A 21,386-nucleotide genomic window follows, 5' to 3' on the forward strand; every position below is an offset into this window, starting at 1 on the left:
GACCGCACCAGGAGCGACTTTCATGGTCCACCTCCGACAGGCACGCCGCGATATTGTCCGGTCAGGCTGTTGAGATAGGCGACCAGCGCCTCCACCTGCTGATCGGTCAATGTCGCATTCAATTGCGCGAAGCCCATTTTGCGGACTGCATCGTCGAGCGTGGGCGCGCTGCCATCATGAAAATAGGGTGCAGTCGTCGCGACATTACGCAGGCTCGGCACCCGCAGGATCGCGGGATCTGGCGACGCCAACGGATGAAAGATACCGTGACGCTGAAACAGATTGCCGCCGACATTCACCCCCTGATGGCATGACGCGCATCCGAGCGACTTGAACAGCCTGTATCCGTCCAGCTCCTTGTCCGACAGTGCGGACCTGTCTCCGGCGAGCCAGCGGTCAAACCGGCTGCCGGGCGTGACCAAGGTCCGCTGAAAGCTTGCGATCGCATCGACGATATTGCCCGGGTCCGGCCGGTGACCGTAAGCAGCGACAAAGGCCGTCCGCATGCCTGGATCGAGATCCAGCTTTGCGGCGATACCGGCGAGACTGCTTCCCATGATCTGCGGATTGACCAGCGACGCCGAGACATCTGCCTCAACGGAGCGATATTTTCCTTCCCAGCCGTAGCGAAAATTGAGCGTCGAGTTGAAGACGGTGGTCGTGTTCAGCGGCAGCTCGGCGCCATCGCGGCCAAGGTCGCGCCGCTTCGCACTTGCCCCGTTCGTGCGGATGTCATGACACGACGAACAGGTCCGCGAATTGTCAACCGACAGCCGCGCGTCGTTGAACAGGCGCTCACCGAGCTCGACCTTGCGAGGATCGATCTCCAGAGCCGGAGGCATCGGCGTGATGGGCTCTTCCGCACTGCGCACCGCCGGCGCCTGCGGCGACAACTGGAACGGGGCGAGAGACGGTGCTTGAGACGGGTGCAGACAGACCAGGAGCAGCGCGCCGATCGCCACGACAGAGCGCCAACGCTTCAACTTACGGAAGATCCTGGTCTGAGCGATTCCGGACAAGCCTTGCACATAGGTTTCGCATTACGGTTCGGCAATGCGGGGCCACGACGGATCGGGCCGTCACCCTTCAAGTCTTATTGATCGATACGGCAGCCTCCCGCCGCCGCACCGATCACTCCTTAGAGGCGGCCATGTCGAATCGCTACGATCAGGCCGCTCCTGCGGCTGCGCAAGATGATGGAGCGCACGGTCGCGCGATAGAAGCCAAGTCCGGCAACTGCGAGGAAAACGGCGTCAGCAATCACGGCAATACCTCACCACCCGCTCGATGTCGGCCCGGCCGTTGATGCCGAGATCCCGCAAGGTGCGATCGTCGTAGCTCGACAGGGCCACGACGGCTCGACTGATCTCCCGCTCCCGCCGCCAATGCTTCCAGAGCACCGCGGTCGTTTCGCCGAGGGCAGACCACCAGCTCCAGTGGCGCCGGGCGTTCAAATCAATCCGTGCGCTGACGTCCGGACGCGGCGAACCTGGAGGCACGGTGCGCGGCATCGCCTCTACCGGAAACGTCGCGTTCGGATGGAGCGCCGCGCCATAGAGGGCAAATCCCTCCATCACGGATAGCAAGACCGCAGACCACCAACTGGTCGGACGGTCTGCTTCCGCCGACGGCTTTAGCGGTCTTGGTGCATCCCCCAGTGTGCCGGGCCGCACCGCACGGTCGCGCCGATCGCTTCTGCGGCGATCCGAAATATCCGCGATGCGGCCGGCTTCCATCTCGAGAGGCCGCACCACGCGGACCACGTTTGAGGGCAAGTTCTGTTTCAACATGCGACGAGTTCTCCAACGCAATGCTTGCAGGAGACACCCTGACGTCCGGCTGTTACACCGGGATCACTGTTGCGCAGAAAACAGTTACGATTGCAGCCGGCCGTTGCCACGCTTTCACCATCACGACATCAGCCGCCCTAGAACGGCTCGACCGGCACGGTGAAGACGTAGCCCACACCGCGCTCGGTCTGGATGATGCGCGGCGCGCTCGGGTCGTTCTCCAGCTTGCGTCGCAGCCGCAACACCTGAACGTCAATGCTGCGATCGAAGATGTCTTCGTGGATGCGGGTCGCCTGGAGCAGGTGCTCACGGCTGAGCGGGCGTTCGGGCGCCTCGAGGAAGGCCAGCAGCAGGGCATATTCGCCCTTGCTCAGGGGAACCGGCGCGTTGCTGGCGTCGACCAGTTTGCGGCCGCGGCGCTCGAGCTTCCAGCCGTTGAACCGATAGCCGCCGCGCTCGGGATCCCGCGCGCGAGCGGCCCGTCCGATTTCCTGACGCCGCAACACCGCACGGACGCGGGCCAACAGTTCCCGGAGGCTGAACGGTTTGATGATGTAATCATCGGCGCCCAGCTCAAGACCGACGATACGGTCGATCTCATCGGGACGGTGCCCGGTCGTGATGATCACGGGCACATCGGAGTGAGAACGGATCTCCCGCAGCAGGTCAAGCCCATCCTCCTGACCGAGGCGCAGGTCGAGAATGATCAAGCAGGGTTGCGCGCCCTCGAGATGCCGATGCAATTCGGCACGGTTGGATGCAGCCCTCCCCGGTACATTATGCTCTTCCAGATATTTGATCACCATTTGCCGCAAGGTGGGATCGTCATCGACAACGATGACATGGCCGGCGTCTGCCAACATATTTGATCTCTCAAACTTGCCTTAGCCGACTTTGTCGTGCCGGCTTCGGCTGATGCGAAAATGAGTTCCTTTGAAGCCGGCGGCACCCGGTTGAAATCCGTTGTCATGTGCCGACGACCTGCCTTCTTATGCGCGAACGACAAATATAGATGTTGCCTTCAATGTCAGCCGAATAGGTCATTTTGCCGTCATACTCGGCAAAATCTCCGATACGTGATGAATTGTGATGTAGATGATTTACTACCCAGGTGAACATCGCCTCGACGGACCAGCAGTGTCGGCGTTGTTCAGTTAACTCAGAACGATTCTAAAATCGGACAGCGCACGGGCGCAGCTGCCGAAGTGACATGACCTGATGATGAGTCGACGTCATTTCGCGGGCTTGTGGATGCCGCGCGACATACTACGGGTGCCGTGACTGCGTCAGATATTGATACATGGCCGCAAGCTCGTCGTTGTCCATCCGTCCGATCGGACGCCACGGCATTTTCTCCCCGATCTGGTGCCCATTCGGATCAACGCCGGAGCGCATGGTGGCGATGAATTCGTCGCAGGTCCACTGCGCGACAATGCCGAGGTCGGGACCGAGCGGCGGCAACTGGCCGGGCACGCCTCCACTGAGATCTTTGCCGTGGCATTCGCGGCAGTCCTGATAGGATAGCAGGTACTCGCCGTATTCGGCCGTCGGCCCTTTTGCGGGCGCAGCAATGCGCGCGGCCGTCACCGGCTTCGCGTCCGGCAACATCCCGGCCCCCAGCATCGCCAGGCCGACGAGGTTGAATCGATCGAGCTGCCCCGGCGTGGGCGCGCCCGCGGCCGGGAGACTGCGAAGATAGGCGATCACCGCAACGGTGTCGTCGTCGCTCAGCCGGCTCGCGTTGGTAAAGGACATGATCGTGAGCCAGCCTCCGTTCGCATCGACGCCGTTGCGAATGGCGCGAAAAATCTCGCCATCCGACCACCGCTTCAGTGGTCCGGCGGGCGTGAGATTGGCGGCCACGAACGAGCCGATATTGATCGGAAGATCCTCGGCGAGATTGCCACCACCGGTCAACGTCGCCTTGTGGCATCCGCTGCAAAAGCTGGCGGTCACGGCCTTGCCGCGCGCGACCCGCTCGGGCGTGAGTTCGACCTTGACGCTTGGAAGAGGCGCGGAACGCGCGTGTTGCCTGCCGAGACCTGTCGCAGTCAGCGCGCCGACCGACGACACCAGGATCGTCAAGATGGCCGCCAGCCCCACACCGCTCCATCTCAAGACGCGCGACCGGACCTGCAGTGCACGCCAACCGAACCAGACCATGAATGCCGCAAGAGCCACCAGTAGAATGAGACTGACAATATTCGGCATGCTCGTCCTCGCGAACTCGAAAGGAGCGATTTTCGTAACTATGAGGACGGGACTACCGCGCTGTTTCAGCGTTGGCGGCGTGAGTTACCGTTGTAACAGGACCAGGGTTCGCCCCGATCGGCGTACCGATGTCCATCGCCGCCGCAACGCCACGATGAATTGCCGCCGTAACCAATTTGGCGCAGCGTGGAAGTTCTGCCGTAACGACCATCCCAGCACTCTCCCTCTGCTCATCGACCGCCCACGGCCGATGCTCGACAATCAGAGGACCTATTCCATGAAGATTCTCATCGCTTCGACACCTGCGACGGGCCATCTCAACCCGCTGCTCGCCATTGCGCGCATTCTCGTCGCCGAGAACCACGAGATTGCCTTCCTGACAGGGACCGCATTTCGAGCTCGCATCGAAGCCAGCGGCGCGCAGTTCTTCCCGCTTCCGGAGGGCGCGGATTTCGATCTGCGCGATATTCTCTCGGTGGTCCCCGAGCTGAAGAGCCTTCCTCCGGGGCCCGACTGGCTACGTACCGCCTGCGAGCGCATCTTCGTCGACTCCATCCCGGCACAAAACCAGGGCCTGTACGAGGCGTTGGAACACTTTCAGGCCGACATCATCATCGGCGACGACATGCTGTTCGGCATCTTTCCGATGCTGCTCGGACCGCGCGAGATGCGGCCGCCAGTTGTACTGTGCGGAACGTCGTTTCTGCACTGGGAGCGCGATGACGGCGCGCCAAACTTTCTCGGCCTGCCGCCTGCGTCCACGGAAGAGCAGCGCCAGCAATATGCGGTCATCGCGGGTGAGTATGATGCTGATGTCGACCAGCCGGTCCTGCGCAACCTGAATAGGGTGCTGAAGAGCTTCGGCGTCGGTCCGCTGTCGAAGCCGATGTTCCATTCAGTCATCGAGTTCGCCGACGCCTATATGCAATTGTCTGTGCCAAGCTTCGAATTCCCCAGGCCGTTTCCATCCAATGTGCACTTCGTCGGAACGCCGCCGATCATTCCGCGCCAGGCGCCCCTGCCGTCGTGGGCGCAAGAGCTCGATGGGTCGCGGAAGGTCGTGCTGGTGACGCAGGGCACCGTGGCCAACCACAATCTGGGGCTACTGATAGCACCGACGCTTATCGGGCTTGCCAACGAGCCGGACGTGCTGGTGGTGGCGACGACCGGCGGTCGCCCGGTCGAAGCGATCCCCGCACCCGTCTCGTCAAACGCAAGACTTGCCACCTATCTACCGTTCGAATGGCTGCTGCCTCGCGTCGACGTGCTGGTCAGCAATGGCGGCTATGGCAGTGTCAACCAGGCCATGAGCTTCGGAATTCCGCTGGTCACGGCGGGCATGACCGAAGACAAGGCCGACGTCAACGCACGCGTCGCATGGTCCGGCGTCGGCATCAATCTCGCGACCAACGAGCCAACGCCGGACGCGATCCGAGAGGCGGTGCGCACCGTGCTCGACCGCCCTGCCTACCGCATGCGTGCCTCGCGAATGGCCGACGAATTTGCCGACATCGACACGCGATCCGAGATTCTCCGGATCATCAGCCGTCTCGTGGACGATCGCGAAGCGTCGCGGCGGATCGGCACGCTCGAACCCGGCCGCGGCCGCCGCGTCGCCCGGTAATTTCGCCCGGTCCGTTACAAGAGGGGAGCGCTGCTCCCCTCTTGCGCCCGTTCAACCCGAAGCGCGCACGGCCGCTGTTCCCTCAAGTCCAGCACGGGTGCCGCCGCGAGCAGCGCTTTCGTATAATCGTGCTGCGGACGATCGAAGATGTCGTCGCGCGAGCCTTGCTCGACAATCCGGCCACCTTGCATCACCACGACCCTGTCGGCCACCTGCTCGACGGCCGCGAGATCGTGGCTGATGAACAGGCAGGCAAATCCATATTGCAGCTGAAGCCGCTCGAACAGCTTCAGCACCTGCGCCTGGATGGTCATGTCGAGCGCCGAGACCGGTTCGTCCGCGACGACAAAGGCCGGCTCGCGCACGATGGCGCGCGCAATCGCGATCCGCTGCCGTTGGCCACCCGACAATTCGTGCGGCCAGCGCTTGCCGAGGCCGGCAAGGCCGACCTCATCCAGCATTGCCTCGACACGCCGATCGCGTTCATCGGCCGCCAAATGTGCGACGTGACGAAGCGGCTCGGCCACGATCTCGCCGACGCGCATGCGAGGATCGAGCGAGGAATAGGGATCCTGGAACACCAGTTGCGAAGCAAGGCGGAAGTCACGATCGATGGTGGCCGTCACGTCCCTGCCCCGGAACCGGATCTCGCCGCCTGACGTCGGGATCAACCGCAGCATGGCGCGGCCAAGCGTCGTCTTGCCCGAGCCGCTGCCACCGACCACGGCGACCGTCTCTCCCGCGCCGATGTCGAGGTCGACGCCGTTGACCGCCGAGACGCCCGCATCACGCCGGAACAACCGCTGGCGCCCACCGAAGCCGACCTTGAGGCCTCGCACGCTGACGAGCGGCTCGCCGGCCTGTCGCGCTTTTGTCGTATCGCCGCGGCGCGGCAGGGCCTCGACCAGCCGCCTGGTATAGGCTTCTTGCGGCGAGAACAGGATCTGTCGCGTCGTCCCGGTCTCGACCATCTTGCCCTGGCGCAGCACCAGCGCGCGCTGCGCGTAGCGCGACACCAGGCCGAGATTGTGGGTGATCAGCATCACCGACGTGCCGTGGTCGCGGGCGAGCCCGACCATGAGATCGAGCACCTCGCGCTGCGTCAGCGTATCGAGCGCCGTGGTCGGCTCGTCCGCGATCAGCAGCTTTGGCTTCAACAGCATCACCGACGCCAGCATGATGCGCTGACGCATGCCACCGGAGAATTCATGCGGATAGGCATCGAAAGTCCGCTCGGGATCACGGATCTGTACGCGCGCGAGCATATCGAGGCAGCGGCTGCGGATCTCCCGCTTTCCCAGCCGTTCGTGCAGGCCAAGCCCCTCCGCCATTTGCGCACCGACGCTGATGGCGGGATTGAGCGAGACCATCGGCTCCTGGAACACCATGCCGACGACGGGACCGCGCAGTCCGCGCATTTGGCGCGCCGATGTGGTCGCAAGGTCGATGCCGTCGAGCACGATACGGCCGCCAGCCTTGCGAAGACCTGGTGGCAACAGCCCGAGCACGGCACGTGCAGCCGCCGTCTTGCCACTGCCGGATTCGCCGACGACGGCGAGGAATTCACTGCGATCGACGGTGAAGGAGACGTCGTCGACGATCGCGGCCTTGTTGGCCGACGCCTCGATGCGCAGATTCTCGACCGACAGCAGCGTCATCCGTGCGCCATCCTGGGATCGAGGCGATCACGCAAGGAATCGCCGAGCAGATTGATGCCGAGTAGCGTCAGCGCGATGCAGAGGCCCGGCGCGATCGAGAGCCAGGCCGCGGTTTCCATGAACGGACGGCTTGCCGCGAGCATGTTGCCCCAGGTCGGGGCCGGCGGCGGCACGCCGAGGCCCAGGAAGCTCAGTGCGCTCTCGGCCAGCAGCACCCAGCCGAACATGCTGGTCGCGAGCACCGCGACCGGCGCGATCGCGTTCGGCATCACGTGGCGGATCATCGAATAGACTTCCGAATTGCCGATGACGCGCGAGGCCTCGACATATTCCTTCTCGCGGATCGACAGCACGGTGCCGCGCATTACGCGGACCACCGACGGAATGTAGGCAAGACCGAGCGCGAGGATCAGGCCGGTCTTGTTGGCGCCGACGACGATCATGACGGCGAGCGCGAGCAAGATGCCGGGGAAAGCAAGCAGCGCATCGGTGACGGCCATGATGATCCGATCGACCCAGCCCCTGACGTAGCCGGCCGTGCAGCCGATCATCATTCCGAGTGTAACCGCGAGCACCACCGTGAGCACGGCAATCACGACGCTGGCGCCGGCGCCGACCATGACGCGGCTCAACACGTCACGGCCGAATTCGTCCGTGCCGAACCAATGCAGCGACGAAGGCGCTTGCAGCCGCGCACGCAGATTGATGCGCAGCGGGTCGAACGGCGTCCAGAACGCTCCGGTGATGGCAGCGCCGAGCAGGAACGCCATCAGGACGCCGCCGATCGCGGTGTTGGCGCGCACTCTCATGCCACCGTCACCCTCGGATCGAACAGCGGATAGCAGAGATCGACGACCAGATTGACCACGACATAGATCACGGCTGTAAACAGGAGACAGCCCTGCACCACCGGATAATCGCGCGCGAAGATGGAATCGACCAGCAGCCGGCCGAGACCGGGCAGCGTGAACACCGTCTCGATCACGGCAATGCCGCCGAGGAGATGGCCGAGCACGAGACCGATCAGCGTCCAGGTCGGGGCGAAGGCGTTGGGCAGGACGTGCCGCGCGAGCACCCGCCACTCCGGCACGCCCTTGGCGCGCGCGTGCGTGACATATTCGAGCCGCAGCACTTCGATAGACGCGGCCCGCGCCATGCGCGTGAGCACGCCGATCTCGACCATGGTCAGCGTCGCGATCGGCAAGACGATGAAGCTCGCCGCCTGCCAGAAATTCTCGGTGAACGGCACATAGCCGATCACCGGCAGCCATTTCAGCTTGAGCCCGAACAGCAACAGCAGCAGCAGCCCGAGCCAGAAGCTCGGGATCGATAATAGCAGCGTGGCGCCGCCGACGACGGAGAGATCGAGCAGGCTGTTCTGCTTCCAGGCCGCGACGAGCCCGGCCGGGACTGCGATGCAGGCGGCCGCCGCAACCGCCACCAGCACGATGACGGCGCTGACCTGGAAACGCTCGAGAATGAGCGGCAACACAGCGAGGTTGTTGGTGATGGAGTGCCCGAAATCGCCGGTCGCAAGCTTTGCGATCCAGTGCATGAACTGAACCGGGATCGGCTGATCGAGCCCGAGTTGGGCGCGCAACTGCGCCGCTTGCGCGGGATCGGCGGCATCGCCGAGCATCACCTGCACGGGGTCGCCTGGAATGAGCCGGACCAGCGCAAACACCCCGATCGCGACCAGCAGCAAGGTCGGGATCGTCATGAGCAGCCGTCTTGCGAGATAACCCAGCATGCAGTGCCCTTGCCTACTCGACCGTGACGCCCCAGAACCGCGGCTGAGGATAGAGCCAGCCGGCATAGCCCTTGACGCCGTTGCGCAGCGCGGTCAGCTCGGCACCGTTGAACAGCACGATCATCGGCACGTCGGCGATGAAGCGCTTGTGCATGTCGTCGAACAGCGCCTGCCGCTTCGCGGCGTCGTCGATCATCATCGACTGGCGCAGCATCTCCTGCCCCTCCGGATTGTCCCAGACCTTGCGCGGCTGCGTCGCTTTCGGCCCGGTCAGCATCTCGAAGCTCAGGGAGGGATCAAGCCGCGCCGAATAGACGAAGGCCATCGACTGGTAGTCGCCGCGGTTGTATCGGTCGAGCTGCGCCGCCCAGTCCATCACCTCCAACTCGATATTGATGCCGACGCCCTGCGCCATCGCCTGGACCAGCACGGACGCATCGAACACAAAGCTGTAGCGCTTGTTGGTGATCATCTTGATCGGCTGGCCGCGATAGCCGGCCTCCACCAGCAGCTTCTTGGCTTCCGCGATGTTCTGCTCGTAGCCATGCGATTGCGCTTCGCCGTAAAACGGGCTGCCGATCGGCAGTGCTGAATTGTTAGGACGTGCCGTGCCGAGCATCACGGCGTCGACGATCTGCGCGGTGTCGATGGACAGCGCGATGGCGCGGCGGATCCGCACATCCTTCAGCAGCGGATCCCTGGTCTGGAACAGGATGCCGGTGAGGCTCAGCGACGGGGTGATGCTCAGCTGCACCGCGGGACGTGACTTGAGATCCTCGAGATCCGGGATGGACAGTGCCGTGATCACGTCGAGCGAACCGCTGAGCAGCCCCGCCTTCGCGGCCGAACTGTCCGGGATCACGTTGAAGCGCACGCGGTCGACCTTGACATCCTTGGCGCCGGTATAGCCCGTGCGCGGCTCGCTACGCGAGACGTAGCCGTCGAAGCGGACGACATCGACATATTGCCCCCGCTTCCACTCGGCGAGCTTGAACGGGCCGGTGCCGATCGGGCCGATCCATTTGCCGTCTGCGCCGACGGAATCGCGGTGAATGACAGCGGTCTGGCCGCAATCGGGCCGCGCGATGGTCGGGAGGAACAACGCCGTCGGCTGATCGAGCGTGATGGCCACGGTCTGCGCGTCCGGCGCCTCGATCTTCTCGATCCGCGCGATGCCGCTGGCGCTGAACTCGGACAGGCAGCGCCATTGCGTCGCCGGGTCGAGCCAGCGTTTCAGCGACCAGACCACGTCATCGGCGGTCATGGTCGCGCCGTTGTGGAACTTGACGCCCTGCCGCAGGCGGAACGTGTAGGTCTTGCCCTCGTTCGAAACGGCCCAGCTGTCGGCCAGCATCGGGCCGATCGAGGTATCGTCGCGGAAGGCGACCAGCCCTTCCACGATGTGCGCGACCACCGCATCCGTATTCGCATCGCGGTTGGTGCCGGGATCGGTCGAGCGGATATCGGCGTTGATCCGCGCCCTCAACAATGTCTCGGCGCCGGCTTTGCCCAGCATGGCCCACAGGGCAAATGCGGCCAGACCGACCGCCCATGCCGGCGCTGGCCGACGCCGCCGCATCACGCCGCCCCCGCCGCAGCCGACCGCTCGAATGCGGCCCGCCCGACCTCGTCGATCTCCAGCCGATACTCGGTGAACTCACGATTGAGCGCGGGCAGCGGCGCCGCCTGCATCAGCCCGCTCGCCGGCTCCATCAGGATCATCGCCACGGTGGCGCTGAGATTGTTGCTGAGATTGCGGCGCGGTGGACGGCACACCGACCAGGGATAGGCGAACTCGTCGAACAGCGCGCTCTTGACGGTGTCGAAGGTGATGCTGCCGATGTGCGGCTGCAGCAAGTCGCGGACGCGGATGTCGCGGTAGAGACTGTCCGGCGTGTTGAATATGCCGGTGTCCTTCAGCTTGCCGAGCGCTACGGGGCTGACGAAGTGATTGGCATGGACCAGAAGACCGTTCTGCGGATGCACCTGGAACGTCTCGTCCGGCGCACATTCGAAGTCGATCGCGACACCCTCGCGATGGCTGACGATCATGTTGTTGGCCGCTGACTTTTTCGTGCAATAGACGGCACGCATCGCCAGCGCGAGATGCTCGTTCTCGAGAACCTTGCGGCGGATCAGCGCCAGCGGCACGGCGACCTGGCGATAGTCGCGGTCGCTTTCGAGATAGTTCGCGGTGATCGCAATGCCGACGGAATTGAAGCCGCAGCGGCCGAGCGCGCCGGCCTCGGTGAAGGTCATGAGATCAGGACCGTCGTCGCGCCGCACCTTCAGCACCACGGCCGTCTCCGCGCATTCGCGCTTCCAGTCCCAGTTCTGGGCATGGATCAGCCGACCGCTGGCGGTCGCCTGCGGCAGCACGACGACCCCCGTGCAGCCATCCGGATCTTCCGGCGTCTTCAGGCGCGCGCGGATCGCAGGGTTTGCGAGCTTGATGATCTCGGTGCGGGCGTTGAGCAGGACGATATCCTCGAACGGGACATCGGCACCTTCGGCGATGCCGCGCATCTCCTCGATATAGCTCGGCTCGAAGGCTTCGATGACGGGCAGATAATCCCGCACCAGCTCGGCCACGCCCTTCGCATCGAGCGAGAGCTCCTTCAGCTGCGCGAAGTAGTGCGTGGTCCCTTTCTTGATACGGGCCACCGCCTTCTGCCCGTACTGGCGTCCACGTTCGCGCGGTGGACCGGAGATTTCGATTAGGGGAAAGGGCTCGACCATGGGACGCCAGGTTCCTTTTGAAGTTCCTTTTGCTTTCGCGGGAAGCCTAATGTACTTTGTGATGACATGAAACAAAAATCTTCGACCGCGAAATCTGCCTTGGAAAAGGCGCCGCCAAGCCGGCTTCAGCGCGAATTGTCCGCAGGGATCATCGACCTGATCCGAAGCGAACGGCTTGCGCCAGGAACTCGTCTTGCCGAGGTCGCACTTGCCGAGCGCCTCCAGGTCTCCCGCACGCCGGTGCGCGCGGCGTTGAAGTTGCTGGCGCGGCGCAAGCTCGTGCGTGCCGGCGAGAGCCGTGGTTATTTCGTCGCCGACACGCCCCCCGTTCCGCACAAGGCGCCGCCGAAGCCGAACCCCGACGAGACTGACCGCCTGTTCCTGGCGATCGCGCGCGATCGCCGGGCCAAGCGGCTGCCCGACGAGGTGTCCGAGCGCGATCTGATGCAGCGCTATGATGCGACGAGGCCCGTCGTGCAGCGCGTGCTCGCCAAGCTCGCCGAAGTCGCCGCCGTGCAGCGCAAGCCGGGGCATGGCTGGCGCTTCCAGCCGACGCTCGGGGATACCCAGGCGCGCGACGAAAGCTATCGCTACCGCCTGCTGATCGAGCCCGCCGGCCTGATCGAGCCGGGCTTCCGGCTCGATCAGGCCTGGGCCGCCGAGATGCGCCGCCGCCATCAGGACATGCTGGCGATGCCGTGGAGCGACACGCTCAGCATCGCGCTCTACGAGATGAACGCGGCCTTCCATGAAGGCCTCGCGGCCGCATCCGGCAACCGCTATCTGCTGGTCGCCGTTCAGCAGCAGAACCGGCTGCGCCGCTTCGGCAATTATGATTGGACCTTCGGTTATGAGCGCGTGGTCGTGAACTGCCGCGAGCATCTCGCCATTCTCGACCAGCTCGAAGCCGGTCAGAACGAGGCCGCTGCAGCGCTGCTGCGCCGACACCTCGAAAGTGCCGCCAAACTCAAACGCAACCCGTCCAGCTCCGCTCCATCCAAAACCACCTGATCACGTACAAGAGTTGTCATGACCATGAGCGACCTCGCCTCCTCCAACAGCCCCCTCACCCGCGAGGCCATGGAGCCATTCTGGCTGCCGATGACGCCGAACCGGCAATTCAAGGCGAAGCCGCGCATCTTCGTCGGCGCTGAAGGCATGCATTACGTCACCGGCGACGGCCGGCGGATTCTCGACGGCATGGCCGGGCTGTGGTGCGTCAACGCAGGGCACGGACAGCGGAGGATCGTCGAGGCGATCCAGGCGCAAGCCGCAAAACTCGATTTCGTCTCCTCGTTCCAGATGAGCCATCCGGCGGCCTTCGAGCTCGCGCGCCGCATCACCGAGATCGCCCCGGCAGGGCTCGACCATGTCTTCTTCACCAATTCCGGCTCGGAATCGGTCGACACCGCGCTGAAGATCGCGCGCGGCTATCACCGCGCCCGCGGCGAGGCCGGCCGCATCCGCTTCATCTCGCGCGCGAAGGCCTATCACGGCATGGGCTGGGGCGGCCTCTCCGTCAGCGGCATCGTGCGCCACCGCAGGGATTTCGGTCCGCTGCTGCCGGAGGTCGACCACCTCCCGCATACGCTTGATCCGGAGCATGCGGCCTTCTCGCGCGGACAGCCGCAATGGGGCGCACATTTTGCCGACGAACTCGCAAGACTCTTGCAGCTCCATGATCCCTCAACCGTTGCCGCCGTCATCGTCGAGCCCGTCACCGGCTCGGGCGGCGTGCTACCACCGCCCGTCGGCTATCTCGAACGGTTGCGAAAAATCTGCGACCAGCACGGCATTCTCCTGATCTTCGACGAGGTCATCACCGGTTTCGGCCGTCTGGGTGCCGCCTTCGGGGCCAATGCGTTCGGCGTGACGCCCGATCTCATCACCTGCGCCAAGGGCATGACCAATGCCGCCGTGCCGATGGGCGGCGTCATCACCAGCGGCAAGGTCTATGACGCCCTGATGCAGGGGCCGGACAACACGATCGAGCTGTTCCACGGCTACACCTATTCGGCCCATCCGCTCGCCTGCGCGGCCGGTCTCGCCGCGCTCGATGTGTACCAGGATCTCGGCCTGTTCGAGCGCGCGCACCGCCTCGCGCCGGCATGGGAGAACCATGCGCATGGCTTGCGCGACCTGCCCCATGTCGTCGACATCCGCAACATCGGCTTGCTGGCTGCAATCGACCTGAAGCCGCGCGAGGGCGCGCCGGGTGCGCGCGGCGCCGAATGTGCCAACCGCTGCTATGAGGACGGCATCCTGATCCGCAGCAGCGGCGACACGCTGCTGATCTCGCCGCCCCTGATCATCACCGAGGAGCAGATCGGCGACATCTTTGCCGCGATCCGCCGGGCGCTGGGCAGTATCGGCTAGCGCTTCATGCCGCCGGCAGCGCATCGAGGTGGCACGCCACCCATTGCTCGCCTTCGGCGGAACGAAGCTGCGGCTCCTCTGTCCGGCAGCGATCAAACACGTACGGGCAGCGGGTGTGAAAACGGCACCCGCTCGGCGGATTGATCGGGCTTGGCACGTCGCCACCGAGGATGATGGGATTGCGCTGAGCGCCGGGCTCCGGCAGCGGGACCGCCGAGAGCAAGGCCTTGGTGTAGGGATGCCGTGGTGCCGCAAAGATTTCCCGGCGCGGCGCAACTTCGACGATCTTGCCGAGATACATCACCGCGACGCGGTGGGTCATGTGCTCGACAATCGCGAGATCGTGGCTGATGAAGAGCAATGCCAGCCCGAACTCGCGCTGAAGATCCTGCAACAAATTGACGATTTGCGCCTTGACCGAGACGTCGAGCGCCGAGACCGCCTCGTCGCAGACGATCAGCTCCGGCTCGGCTGCGAGCGCCCGCGCGATGCCGATGCGCTGACGCTGGCCACCGGAGAATTCGTGCGGTCTGCGGTTGAGCGCTTCCCGCGGCAGCCGCACCGTGTCCATCAGCGCCGTCACGCGCGTCTCGAGATCGGCCGCCGATTTGGCGAGGCCGAAATTGCGGATCGGCTCGGCCAGGATGTCGCGCACGCGCATGCGCGGATTGAGGCTCGAGAACGGATCCTGGAACACCACCTGCATGCGTTGCCGCAGCTGACGCATCGTGCTCGGATGCGCGTCGTCGATACGCTGGCCGTCGAGGATCACCTGGCCGGATGTCACGTCGAACAGCCGCAGGATGGCGCGGCCGACCGTCGACTTGCCGCAGCCGGACTCGCCGACCAGCGACAGGGTCTCGCCGCGCGCAATCTCGAACGACACGCCGTCGACGGCGTAGACATATTCGGTTTGTCGCCCGAACAGGCCCTTGTTGATCGGGAAATGCTTCTTGAGGTCGTTGACCTGGAGCAGCGGAGGGCTCATGCCGCGATGGCTCCCTTGGCCGCGTAATGGCAGGCGGCGATGTGGCGTGGCCCCTTTTCCTCGAGCCCCGGCGCATATTGCCGGCAGAGGTCGGTTGCGAGCGCGCAGCGGCCGGCGAAGACGCAGCCGGTGATCGGCTTGCGCAGATCGGGCACCTGCCCGGGAATTTCGGCGAGCCGCGTCGCCGTACCGGCGAGAGAGGATCCGAGCTTCGGCACCGCACCGAGGAGGCCTTGCGTGTAGGGATGGCGCGGTGAACGAAACAGCTCGGCCACCGGTGCCTCCTCGACCTTGCGGCCGGCATACATCACCATGACCCGTTCGGCGATCTCGGCGACCACGCCGAGATCGTGGGTGATCAGAATGATCGCCGCGCCGACGCGGCGTTTCAAATCGAGCATCAGCTTCAGGATCTGCGCCTGGATGGTGACGTCGAGTGCGGTCGTCGGCTCGTCCGCGATCAGAAGCTTGGGATTGCAGGCCAGCGCGATCGCGATCATCACGCGCTGGCGCATGCCGCCGGAGAGCTGGTGCGGGTACTCGCGCACGCGTCGCCTCGGCTCGGGAATGCCGACGAGCGTCAGCATTTCGATCGCGTGCGCCTCGGCGGCCTGCTGGTCCAGACCCTGATGGATCATCAGCGTCTCGCGGATCTGGCGACCGACCGTCAGCACCGGATTGAGGCTCGTCATCGGCTCCTGAAAGATCATCGAGATATCGTTGCCCCGGATCGCGCGCATCTCGCGATCCGAGAGCTTTAGGAGATCCTTGCCCGCGAAGCGAATGGCGCCTGCGATCCTGCCCGGCGGCTCGGGGATCAGCCGCATCAGGGACATCGAGGTCACCGACTTGCCGCAGCCGGACTCGCCGACGATGGCGAGCGTCTCGCCTTCGTTGACATGGAACGACACGCCATCGACCGCGCGGTTGATGCCGCTGGGGGTACGAAAGTGGGTTTGAAGGTTTTCGACTTCGAGCAACGCCATCGCCATCAGCTCCGCAGCATCACAGGCTCTTGGCCATGCGCGGATCGAGCGCATCGCGAAGACCATCGCCGAGCAGGTTGACGGCGAGCACGGTGACGGACAAGAACGCCGCCGGGAAAAACACGATGTAGGGCTTGACCTGCCACAGGGCGCGGCCCTCGGCCATGATGTTGCCCCAGGACGGTATGGTCGGCGGCGTGCCGGCGCCGATAAACGACAGGATCGCCTCGGTGATCATGGCGCTGGCGCAGATATAGGTCGCCTGCACCAGCATCGGCGCCAGCGTGTTGGGCAGGATATGGCGCAGGATGATCATCGGTGTGCGCGTGCCGCAGGCCACCGCGGCGTCGACATAGGGCTGCTCGCGCAGCGACAGCACCACGCTGCGGACCAGGCGCGAGACACGTGGGATCTCTGCAATGGTGATCGCCAGAATGACGTTACCGACGCTGCCGCGCGTCAAGGCCATCAGCGCGATCGCCAGCAGGATCGGCGGGATCGACATCAACCCGTCCATGAAACGCATCAAGATGCCGTCGGCCCAGCGGATGAAGCCGGAGACGATGCCGATGGCGAGCCCGGCGGCCGAGGCAAGCACCGCCACCGAGAGGCCGACCGTGAGCGAAACCCGCGCACCGAACAGCACGCGCGAATAGATATCGCGGCCAAGCACGTCGGTGCCGAACCAGAAAGCGGCAGACGGGGCGCGCGTGCGCTTGGCTGGTGCGAGCGCAGTCGGATCGACCGTCCAGAGATAGGGCGCGAACACCGCAATCAGGATCAGCGCGAGCAGCAGCGCACCACCGATCGCGACCGTTGGATGGCCACGCAGGAAGCCGAGGAAACCGCGCCGGATCCGCACCGGCCGAAGGATGTCGGGCAGTTGCGGCGCGAGGACGAGGCCGGCAGGAAGCGACTGCGGGTTAACGGTCGTATCGGTCAATAGCGGATCCTCGGGTCAACGAGCGTGTAGGTGACGTCGATCATCAGATTGACGAGGACGTAGACGAAGCTGAACAGCAGCACGATACCCTGGATGACGGGATAGTCGCGCCGCAGGATCGCATCGATCGTGAGACGGCCGAGACCGGGGATCGCGAACACGCTCTCCGTCACGACCGCGCCGCCGATCAGGAGCGCGATGCCGATCCCGATCACGGTCACGATCGGCACCGCCGCGTTCTTGAGTGCGTGAATGAACAGGATACCACCCTGCCCCATCCCCTTGGCGCGTGCGGTGCGGATGTAGTCCTGCTGCAGGACCTCGAGCATGGTCGCGCGGGTGATGCGCGCGACCAGCGCGATGTAGACACAGCCGAGCGCGATCGCCGGCAGGATCAGGTTTTGCAGCCACGGCCAAAAGCCCTCCGTGAGCGGCGTGTAGCCCTGCACCGGAAGCCATTCGAGCTCCAGCGCGAAGACATAGGCCAGGACATAGCCGACGACGAAGACCGGCAACGAGAAGCCAAACACCGCGAACGCCATGATGGCGCGATCGATGAAGCTTCCCGCCTTCCATGCCGCGAGCACCCCCAGCGGCACCGCGACCACGATCGTGAGCAGAAGCGTGACGGTCATCAGCGACAGCGTCGGTCCGAGACGCTGCCCGATCATCGCAGACACCGGCAAGTTGGTGAAGATCGAAGTGCCGAGATCACCGTGCAGGATGCGCCAGACCCAGCTTCCGAACTGGACCAGGAAGGGACGGTCGAGGCCGAGGCCCTGGCGGATGCGCTCCACATCCTCCGGGCTTGCCTGGTCGCCCGCAATCACCACGGCGGGATCCCCCGGCGCGATATAGAGCAGGCTGAACACGAACAGTGCGACAATCGCCATCACCGGCAAGGTGGAGACGATGCGCCGGAGGATATAGGAGAGCATCTGGCCTCAGCGCAGGATCATGCGGACTTCGACACGCCCCAGAACAAGGGCACAGGTCCCTTGGTAACGCCGGAGACGTTCTTGCGCCACGCGGTGTAGCCCAGGAAGAAGCCGGTCGGCGCGTAGACGACGTCATCCATCGCCGCCTTGTTGAGACGACCGATGGCGGCCTTCTCCTCGTCGAGGTTCTTGGCTTCGAACCACGAGCTGACTTCCTTTTCGGTGCCCGCGCTGGTGGGCCAGCCGAACCAGGCCTTGTCGCCGGTGGCGCGAATGGCCGTGTAGGGCGCAGGATTGACGCAATCCGCGCCCGCATGCCAGGTGTGGAACATGTTCCAGCCGCCCTGTCCCGGCGGCGTCTTCACCGCACGACGCGCGCCGACCGTGCCCCAATCGGTCGCGACGAAGTCGACGTTCATGCCAAGCTGCTTCAGGAGGTCCGCGGTCACGTCGCCCATGGCCTTGGTGATCGGCTGGTCCTGCGCGACGAGGCAGGTCACCGGCTGGCCGGAATAGCCGCTCTCGGCGAGCAGCTTCTTGGCGGCACTGAGGTCGCGCTTACCCTTCAGGATATCGCCACCCACTTCGGTGTAGAGCGGTGTATCCGGCGTGAAGAAGCTGGGCAGCGACTTCCACAGCGAATTGTCGTCGCCGACGATTGCACGCATGTAGTCTTCCTGGCTCATCGCCATCAGCACCGCGCGCCGCGCCTTGACGTCGTTGAAGGGCGGATACAGGAAATTCATGCGGAACGAGCCGATATTGCCGAGGGGGTCGCCGATATCGACGCTGATGTTCTTGTTCTTCTTCAGAACCGGGACCAGATCGGCGATCGGGTTCTCCCACCAGTCGATCTCGCCATTCTGCAGCGCGGCCGCCGCGGTTGCCGGATCAGGCATGATGATCCACTCGACGCGATCGATCATCACCTGCTTGCCGCCGGCCAGCCAGGATGGCTTCTCCTGCCGCGGCACATAGTCCGCGAATTTCTCGAACACGGCTTTCGCGCCGGGGACCCACTCGCCCTTGACGAACTTCAGCGGACCGGAACCGATATAATCCGTAATCTGCTTGAACGGATCGGTCTGCGCGATGCGCTCCGGCATGATGAAGGCAACCGGCGCGTTGTTCTTGCCGAGCGCGAACAGCAGTTTCGGGAAAGGCTGCTTCAGCACCCATTTGAAGGTGCGGTCGTCGACGGCCGTGAGCGCCTGCTCGTTCGCCTTGATCATCAGACCCATCGGATCGCGCGCCGCCCAGCGATTGAGGCTTGCAACAACGTCCTTGCTCAGCACCGGCTCGCCGTCATGGAATTTGAGCCCCGACCGCAGCTTGAACGTCCAGGTCGTGCCGTCGTCGGTCACCTCCTCGGACTCGACCATCTGCCGCTGCGGCTGGAACGAGGAATCGATGCCGTAGAGCGTGTCCCAGACCATCGCGGCCGCGTTGCGCACGACATATTGGGTGCCCCAGATGGGGTCGAAATTGGCGAGATTGGCCTGCGGCACGAAACGCAGGGTCCGGGCCGAAGCGCCTTGCGCGATCGCCGGCGCCGAGATGCCCCCCGACAATGCCAGACCGCCCGCGCCAGCCAGTCCCTTCAATACGGTCCTGCGATCCATGAATTCCTCCCAGTAATGCCGTGATGCCGGCCGTTCATTGGCCAAGGGCAGGTGAAACAGAGCCCATTAGCGTGCAAATGGTATGCCAGTAACCGCGTGTCCGCCAGCCGGTTCTCATCGACTTTTGGCCCGTCGCTGCGCAGCAGCACGGACGAGACCGCGCCAGGACGGCGCGAGCTCCTGGTCCGTTCGAGGAGCACCCAAGACGACGATCTTCATCGCGCCCCCGGGTCCGCGATCACAGCAGTCTTGCTCCGAAATTCCGCTCGGGATCCATGTCCGCCACGAGCCGGCCGGTCGGCTTTGCCGCCTCGCCGCCGCTCCGCGCCAGGAATTGACCGCTACCGGCGCTGGCGAGGCACTTGTCGCCGTCGACGATCACGCGGCCGCGCGAGAGCACCGACACCGGCCATCCCTTCAGCTTGCGGCCCGCAAACGGCGTGTAGCCGGCAAGATCGTGCATCATCTCGTCCGCGATGACTGTCTCGCGATTGGGATCCCAGATCGCGATATCGGCATCCGCGCCGATCGCAATCGAGCCCTTGCGCGGATGCAGATTGTAGATCTTCGCAGGTGCCGTCGCGGTCAGCTCGACGAACTTTTCAAGGCCGAGCCGCCCCTTCGACACCATCGCGTCGAACAGCAGCGGCAGCCGCAGCTCCAGTCCCGGCAGGCCGTTCGCGACCTGCTTGAAATTCGGATTGGGGCCGGCGCGCAGCTTGCCGGTCTCATCGTAACGATACGGCGCGTGGTCCGAAGAGATCGTCTGGAGATCGCCGAGCGACAGCGCCTGCCACAGCGCCTCCTGGTCCGAATGCGTGCGCGGCGGCGGGCTGCACATCCACTTGGCTCCCTCCACGCCGGGCTTGTCGAGATCGTTGGCCGTGAGGAACAGATATTGCGGACAAGTCTCCGCGAAAACCTTCAGCCCCTGCCCACGTGACTCGCGGATCACCTTCGCGCCCTCGGCGGTCGAGACATGGAAGATCATGATTGGCTGGTCAATCAGCGCCGCCATGCCGATCAGCCGTGCGAAGGCCTCGGCTTCCGACACACGCGCGTGGCTAACGGCGTGGTACTTCGGCATAGTGTAGCCGCGCGCAAGCAGCCGTTTCACCATCCAGGCGATGATGCCGTGGTTCTCCGCATGGGCGCACAGCATCGCGCCGGACTGGCGAGCCGCGAGAAGAATGTCGAGCAGCGGCTCGTCGTCGACCTTAAGCCGGTCATAAGTCATGAAGATCTTGATCGACGCGTGGCCCTGCTTCACCAGCGCGGGAATATGCTCTTCGACCGTCTCCCTGGTCGCATCCGCAACGATCATGTGAAAGGCGTAGTCGATCACGGCGCCCTTCCTGGCGAGCGCGTGATAGTCCTCGACCACTTGCGGCAACTTCATCCCGACATGCTGGGCCGCAAACGGGATCACCGTGGTGGTGCCGCCGAAGGCCGCCGACACCGTCGCGCTCTCGAACGTGTCGGCATTCATGATGCCGGCGGCAGACAGCTGCTCGATATGCGCGTGGCTGTCGACGCCGCCTGGCAGCACCAGCTTGCCGCGTGCGTCGATCTCGCGCTTGGCCGGCGGAAGCCCGCGGCCGATGGCCGCAATGGTCTCGCCGGAGATGGCGACATCCGCCTCGAACACATCGGTGGTGGTGGCGACGCGGCCGCCGCGGATGATCAGATCGTAAGTGGGTTCAGTCATGAGGCACTCCGTGATAGGCCTGAGCGAAATGATTGCCGGTTTGCAGAGCGACC

General features: G+C 64.5%; 18 protein-coding genes. 3 read left to right on the top strand and 15 right to left on the bottom strand.

Translation table 11 applies throughout. From position 1 onward, the window contains the following. Positions 1-20: 20 nt before the first annotated feature. From QA645_RS28495 to QA645_RS28510, 4 genes are all read right to left on the bottom strand, one after another. Entirely contained in the window at positions 21-983 is a 963-nt protein-coding gene (locus QA645_RS28495) for a cytochrome c peroxidase (protein WP_283044776.1), read from the bottom strand. Between the two features lie 270 nt (positions 984-1,253). Next, positions 1,254-1,790: a DUF1127 domain-containing protein gene (locus QA645_RS28500; RefSeq protein ID WP_283044777.1), complete on the bottom strand. Its 537-nt coding sequence runs from the start codon at positions 1,788-1,790 to the stop codon at positions 1,254-1,256. A gap of 137 nt (positions 1,791-1,927) precedes the next feature. After that, entirely contained in the window at positions 1,928-2,653 is a 726-nt protein-coding gene (locus QA645_RS28505; protein ID WP_254130372.1) for a response regulator, read from the bottom strand. A 403-nt stretch (positions 2,654-3,056) separates the two neighbouring features. Beyond that, positions 3,057-3,875, bottom strand: a complete 819-nt coding sequence (locus QA645_RS28510) for a cytochrome c (protein ID WP_283044778.1) — start codon at positions 3,873-3,875, stop codon at positions 3,057-3,059. 1 nt (position 3,876) lies between these two features. Between QA645_RS28510 and QA645_RS28515 the strand changes: the two genes are divergently transcribed. Further along, positions 3,877-5,625 (top strand): nucleotide disphospho-sugar-binding domain-containing protein, encoded by a 1,749-nt coding sequence (locus QA645_RS28515; protein ID WP_349253141.1) that lies wholly within the window; start codon positions 3,877-3,879, stop codon positions 5,623-5,625. 14 nt (positions 5,626-5,639) lie between these two features. Here QA645_RS28515 and QA645_RS28520 read toward each other — a convergent pair whose 3' ends face one another. From QA645_RS28520 to QA645_RS28540, 5 genes are read right to left on the bottom strand one after another with little or no spacing between them, the layout of a single operon-like run. Then, entirely contained in the window at positions 5,640-7,283 is a 1,644-nt protein-coding gene (locus tag QA645_RS28520; RefSeq protein ID WP_283044779.1) for an ABC transporter ATP-binding protein, read from the bottom strand. Next, a complete protein-coding gene (locus tag QA645_RS28525) occupies positions 7,280-8,092 on the bottom strand; it encodes an ABC transporter permease (RefSeq protein ID WP_254130368.1) in 813 nt (270 codons plus the stop codon). Before QA645_RS28525 ends, QA645_RS28520 begins: the two co-directional genes overlap by 4 nt. Next, complete coding sequence (locus QA645_RS28530; protein WP_254192898.1) at positions 8,089-9,033, bottom strand: ABC transporter permease; 945 nt, start codon at positions 9,031-9,033, stop codon at positions 8,089-8,091. Before QA645_RS28530 ends, QA645_RS28525 begins: the two co-directional genes overlap by 4 nt. A gap of 13 nt (positions 9,034-9,046) precedes the next feature. After that, a complete protein-coding gene (locus tag QA645_RS28535; RefSeq protein ID WP_283044780.1) occupies positions 9,047-10,612 on the bottom strand; it encodes an ABC transporter substrate-binding protein in 1,566 nt (521 codons plus the stop codon). Continuing rightward, positions 10,612-11,772: a C45 family peptidase gene (locus QA645_RS28540; protein WP_283044781.1), complete on the bottom strand. Its 1,161-nt coding sequence runs from the start codon at positions 11,770-11,772 to the stop codon at positions 10,612-10,614. Before QA645_RS28540 ends, QA645_RS28535 begins: the two co-directional genes overlap by 1 nt. 99 nt (positions 11,773-11,871) lie before the next feature. On the opposite strand from QA645_RS28540, the gene QA645_RS28545 reads away from it, so the two are divergent. Continuing rightward, positions 11,872-12,783 carry a GntR family transcriptional regulator gene (locus QA645_RS28545; protein WP_283044782.1) on the top strand — a complete coding sequence of 304 codons (912 nt, stop codon included), beginning with the start codon at positions 11,872-11,874 and terminating at the stop codon, positions 12,781-12,783. An 18-nt stretch (positions 12,784-12,801) separates the two neighbouring features. Beyond that, positions 12,802-14,148 (top strand): aspartate aminotransferase family protein, encoded by a 1,347-nt coding sequence (locus tag QA645_RS28550; protein WP_283044783.1) that lies wholly within the window; start codon positions 12,802-12,804, stop codon positions 14,146-14,148. Positions 14,149-14,152: 4 nt separating this feature from the next. On the opposite strand, the gene QA645_RS28555 is transcribed toward QA645_RS28550, so the two are convergent. The 6 genes from QA645_RS28555 to hydA form a co-directional block, all read right to left on the bottom strand. Further along, on the bottom strand, positions 14,153-15,136 hold the full coding sequence (locus tag QA645_RS28555) for an oligopeptide/dipeptide ABC transporter ATP-binding protein (protein ID WP_283044784.1): 984 nt from the start codon (positions 15,134-15,136) through the stop codon (positions 14,153-14,155). Beyond that, positions 15,133-16,122: an ABC transporter ATP-binding protein gene (locus QA645_RS28560; protein ID WP_254130362.1), complete on the bottom strand. Its 990-nt coding sequence runs from the start codon at positions 16,120-16,122 to the stop codon at positions 15,133-15,135. The genes QA645_RS28555 and QA645_RS28560 overlap by 4 nt, the downstream gene beginning before the upstream one ends. A 19-nt stretch (positions 16,123-16,141) precedes the next feature. Beyond that, positions 16,142-17,065: an ABC transporter permease gene (locus QA645_RS28565; protein WP_283044785.1), complete on the bottom strand. Its 924-nt coding sequence runs from the start codon at positions 17,063-17,065 to the stop codon at positions 16,142-16,144. After that, the gene (locus QA645_RS28570; RefSeq protein ID WP_254130360.1) at positions 17,062-18,003 is read right to left on the bottom strand and encodes an ABC transporter permease; all 942 of its coding nucleotides are present in this window, start codon (positions 18,001-18,003) and stop codon (positions 17,062-17,064) included. Before QA645_RS28570 ends, QA645_RS28565 begins: the two co-directional genes overlap by 4 nt. A 17-nt stretch (positions 18,004-18,020) precedes the next feature. Continuing rightward, positions 18,021-19,625 carry an ABC transporter substrate-binding protein gene (locus QA645_RS28575; protein WP_283044786.1) on the bottom strand — a complete coding sequence of 535 codons (1,605 nt, stop codon included), beginning with the start codon at positions 19,623-19,625 and terminating at the stop codon, positions 18,021-18,023. A 238-nt stretch (positions 19,626-19,863) separates the two neighbouring features. Next, positions 19,864-21,333 (bottom strand): dihydropyrimidinase, encoded by a 1,470-nt coding sequence (gene hydA, locus QA645_RS28580; RefSeq protein WP_283044787.1) that lies wholly within the window; start codon positions 21,331-21,333, stop codon positions 19,864-19,866. Positions 21,334-21,386 lie beyond the last annotated feature (53 nt).

This window comes from Bradyrhizobium sp. CIAT3101, from assembly GCF_029714945.1.
Lineage (GTDB): Bacteria > Pseudomonadota > Alphaproteobacteria > Rhizobiales > Xanthobacteraceae > Bradyrhizobium.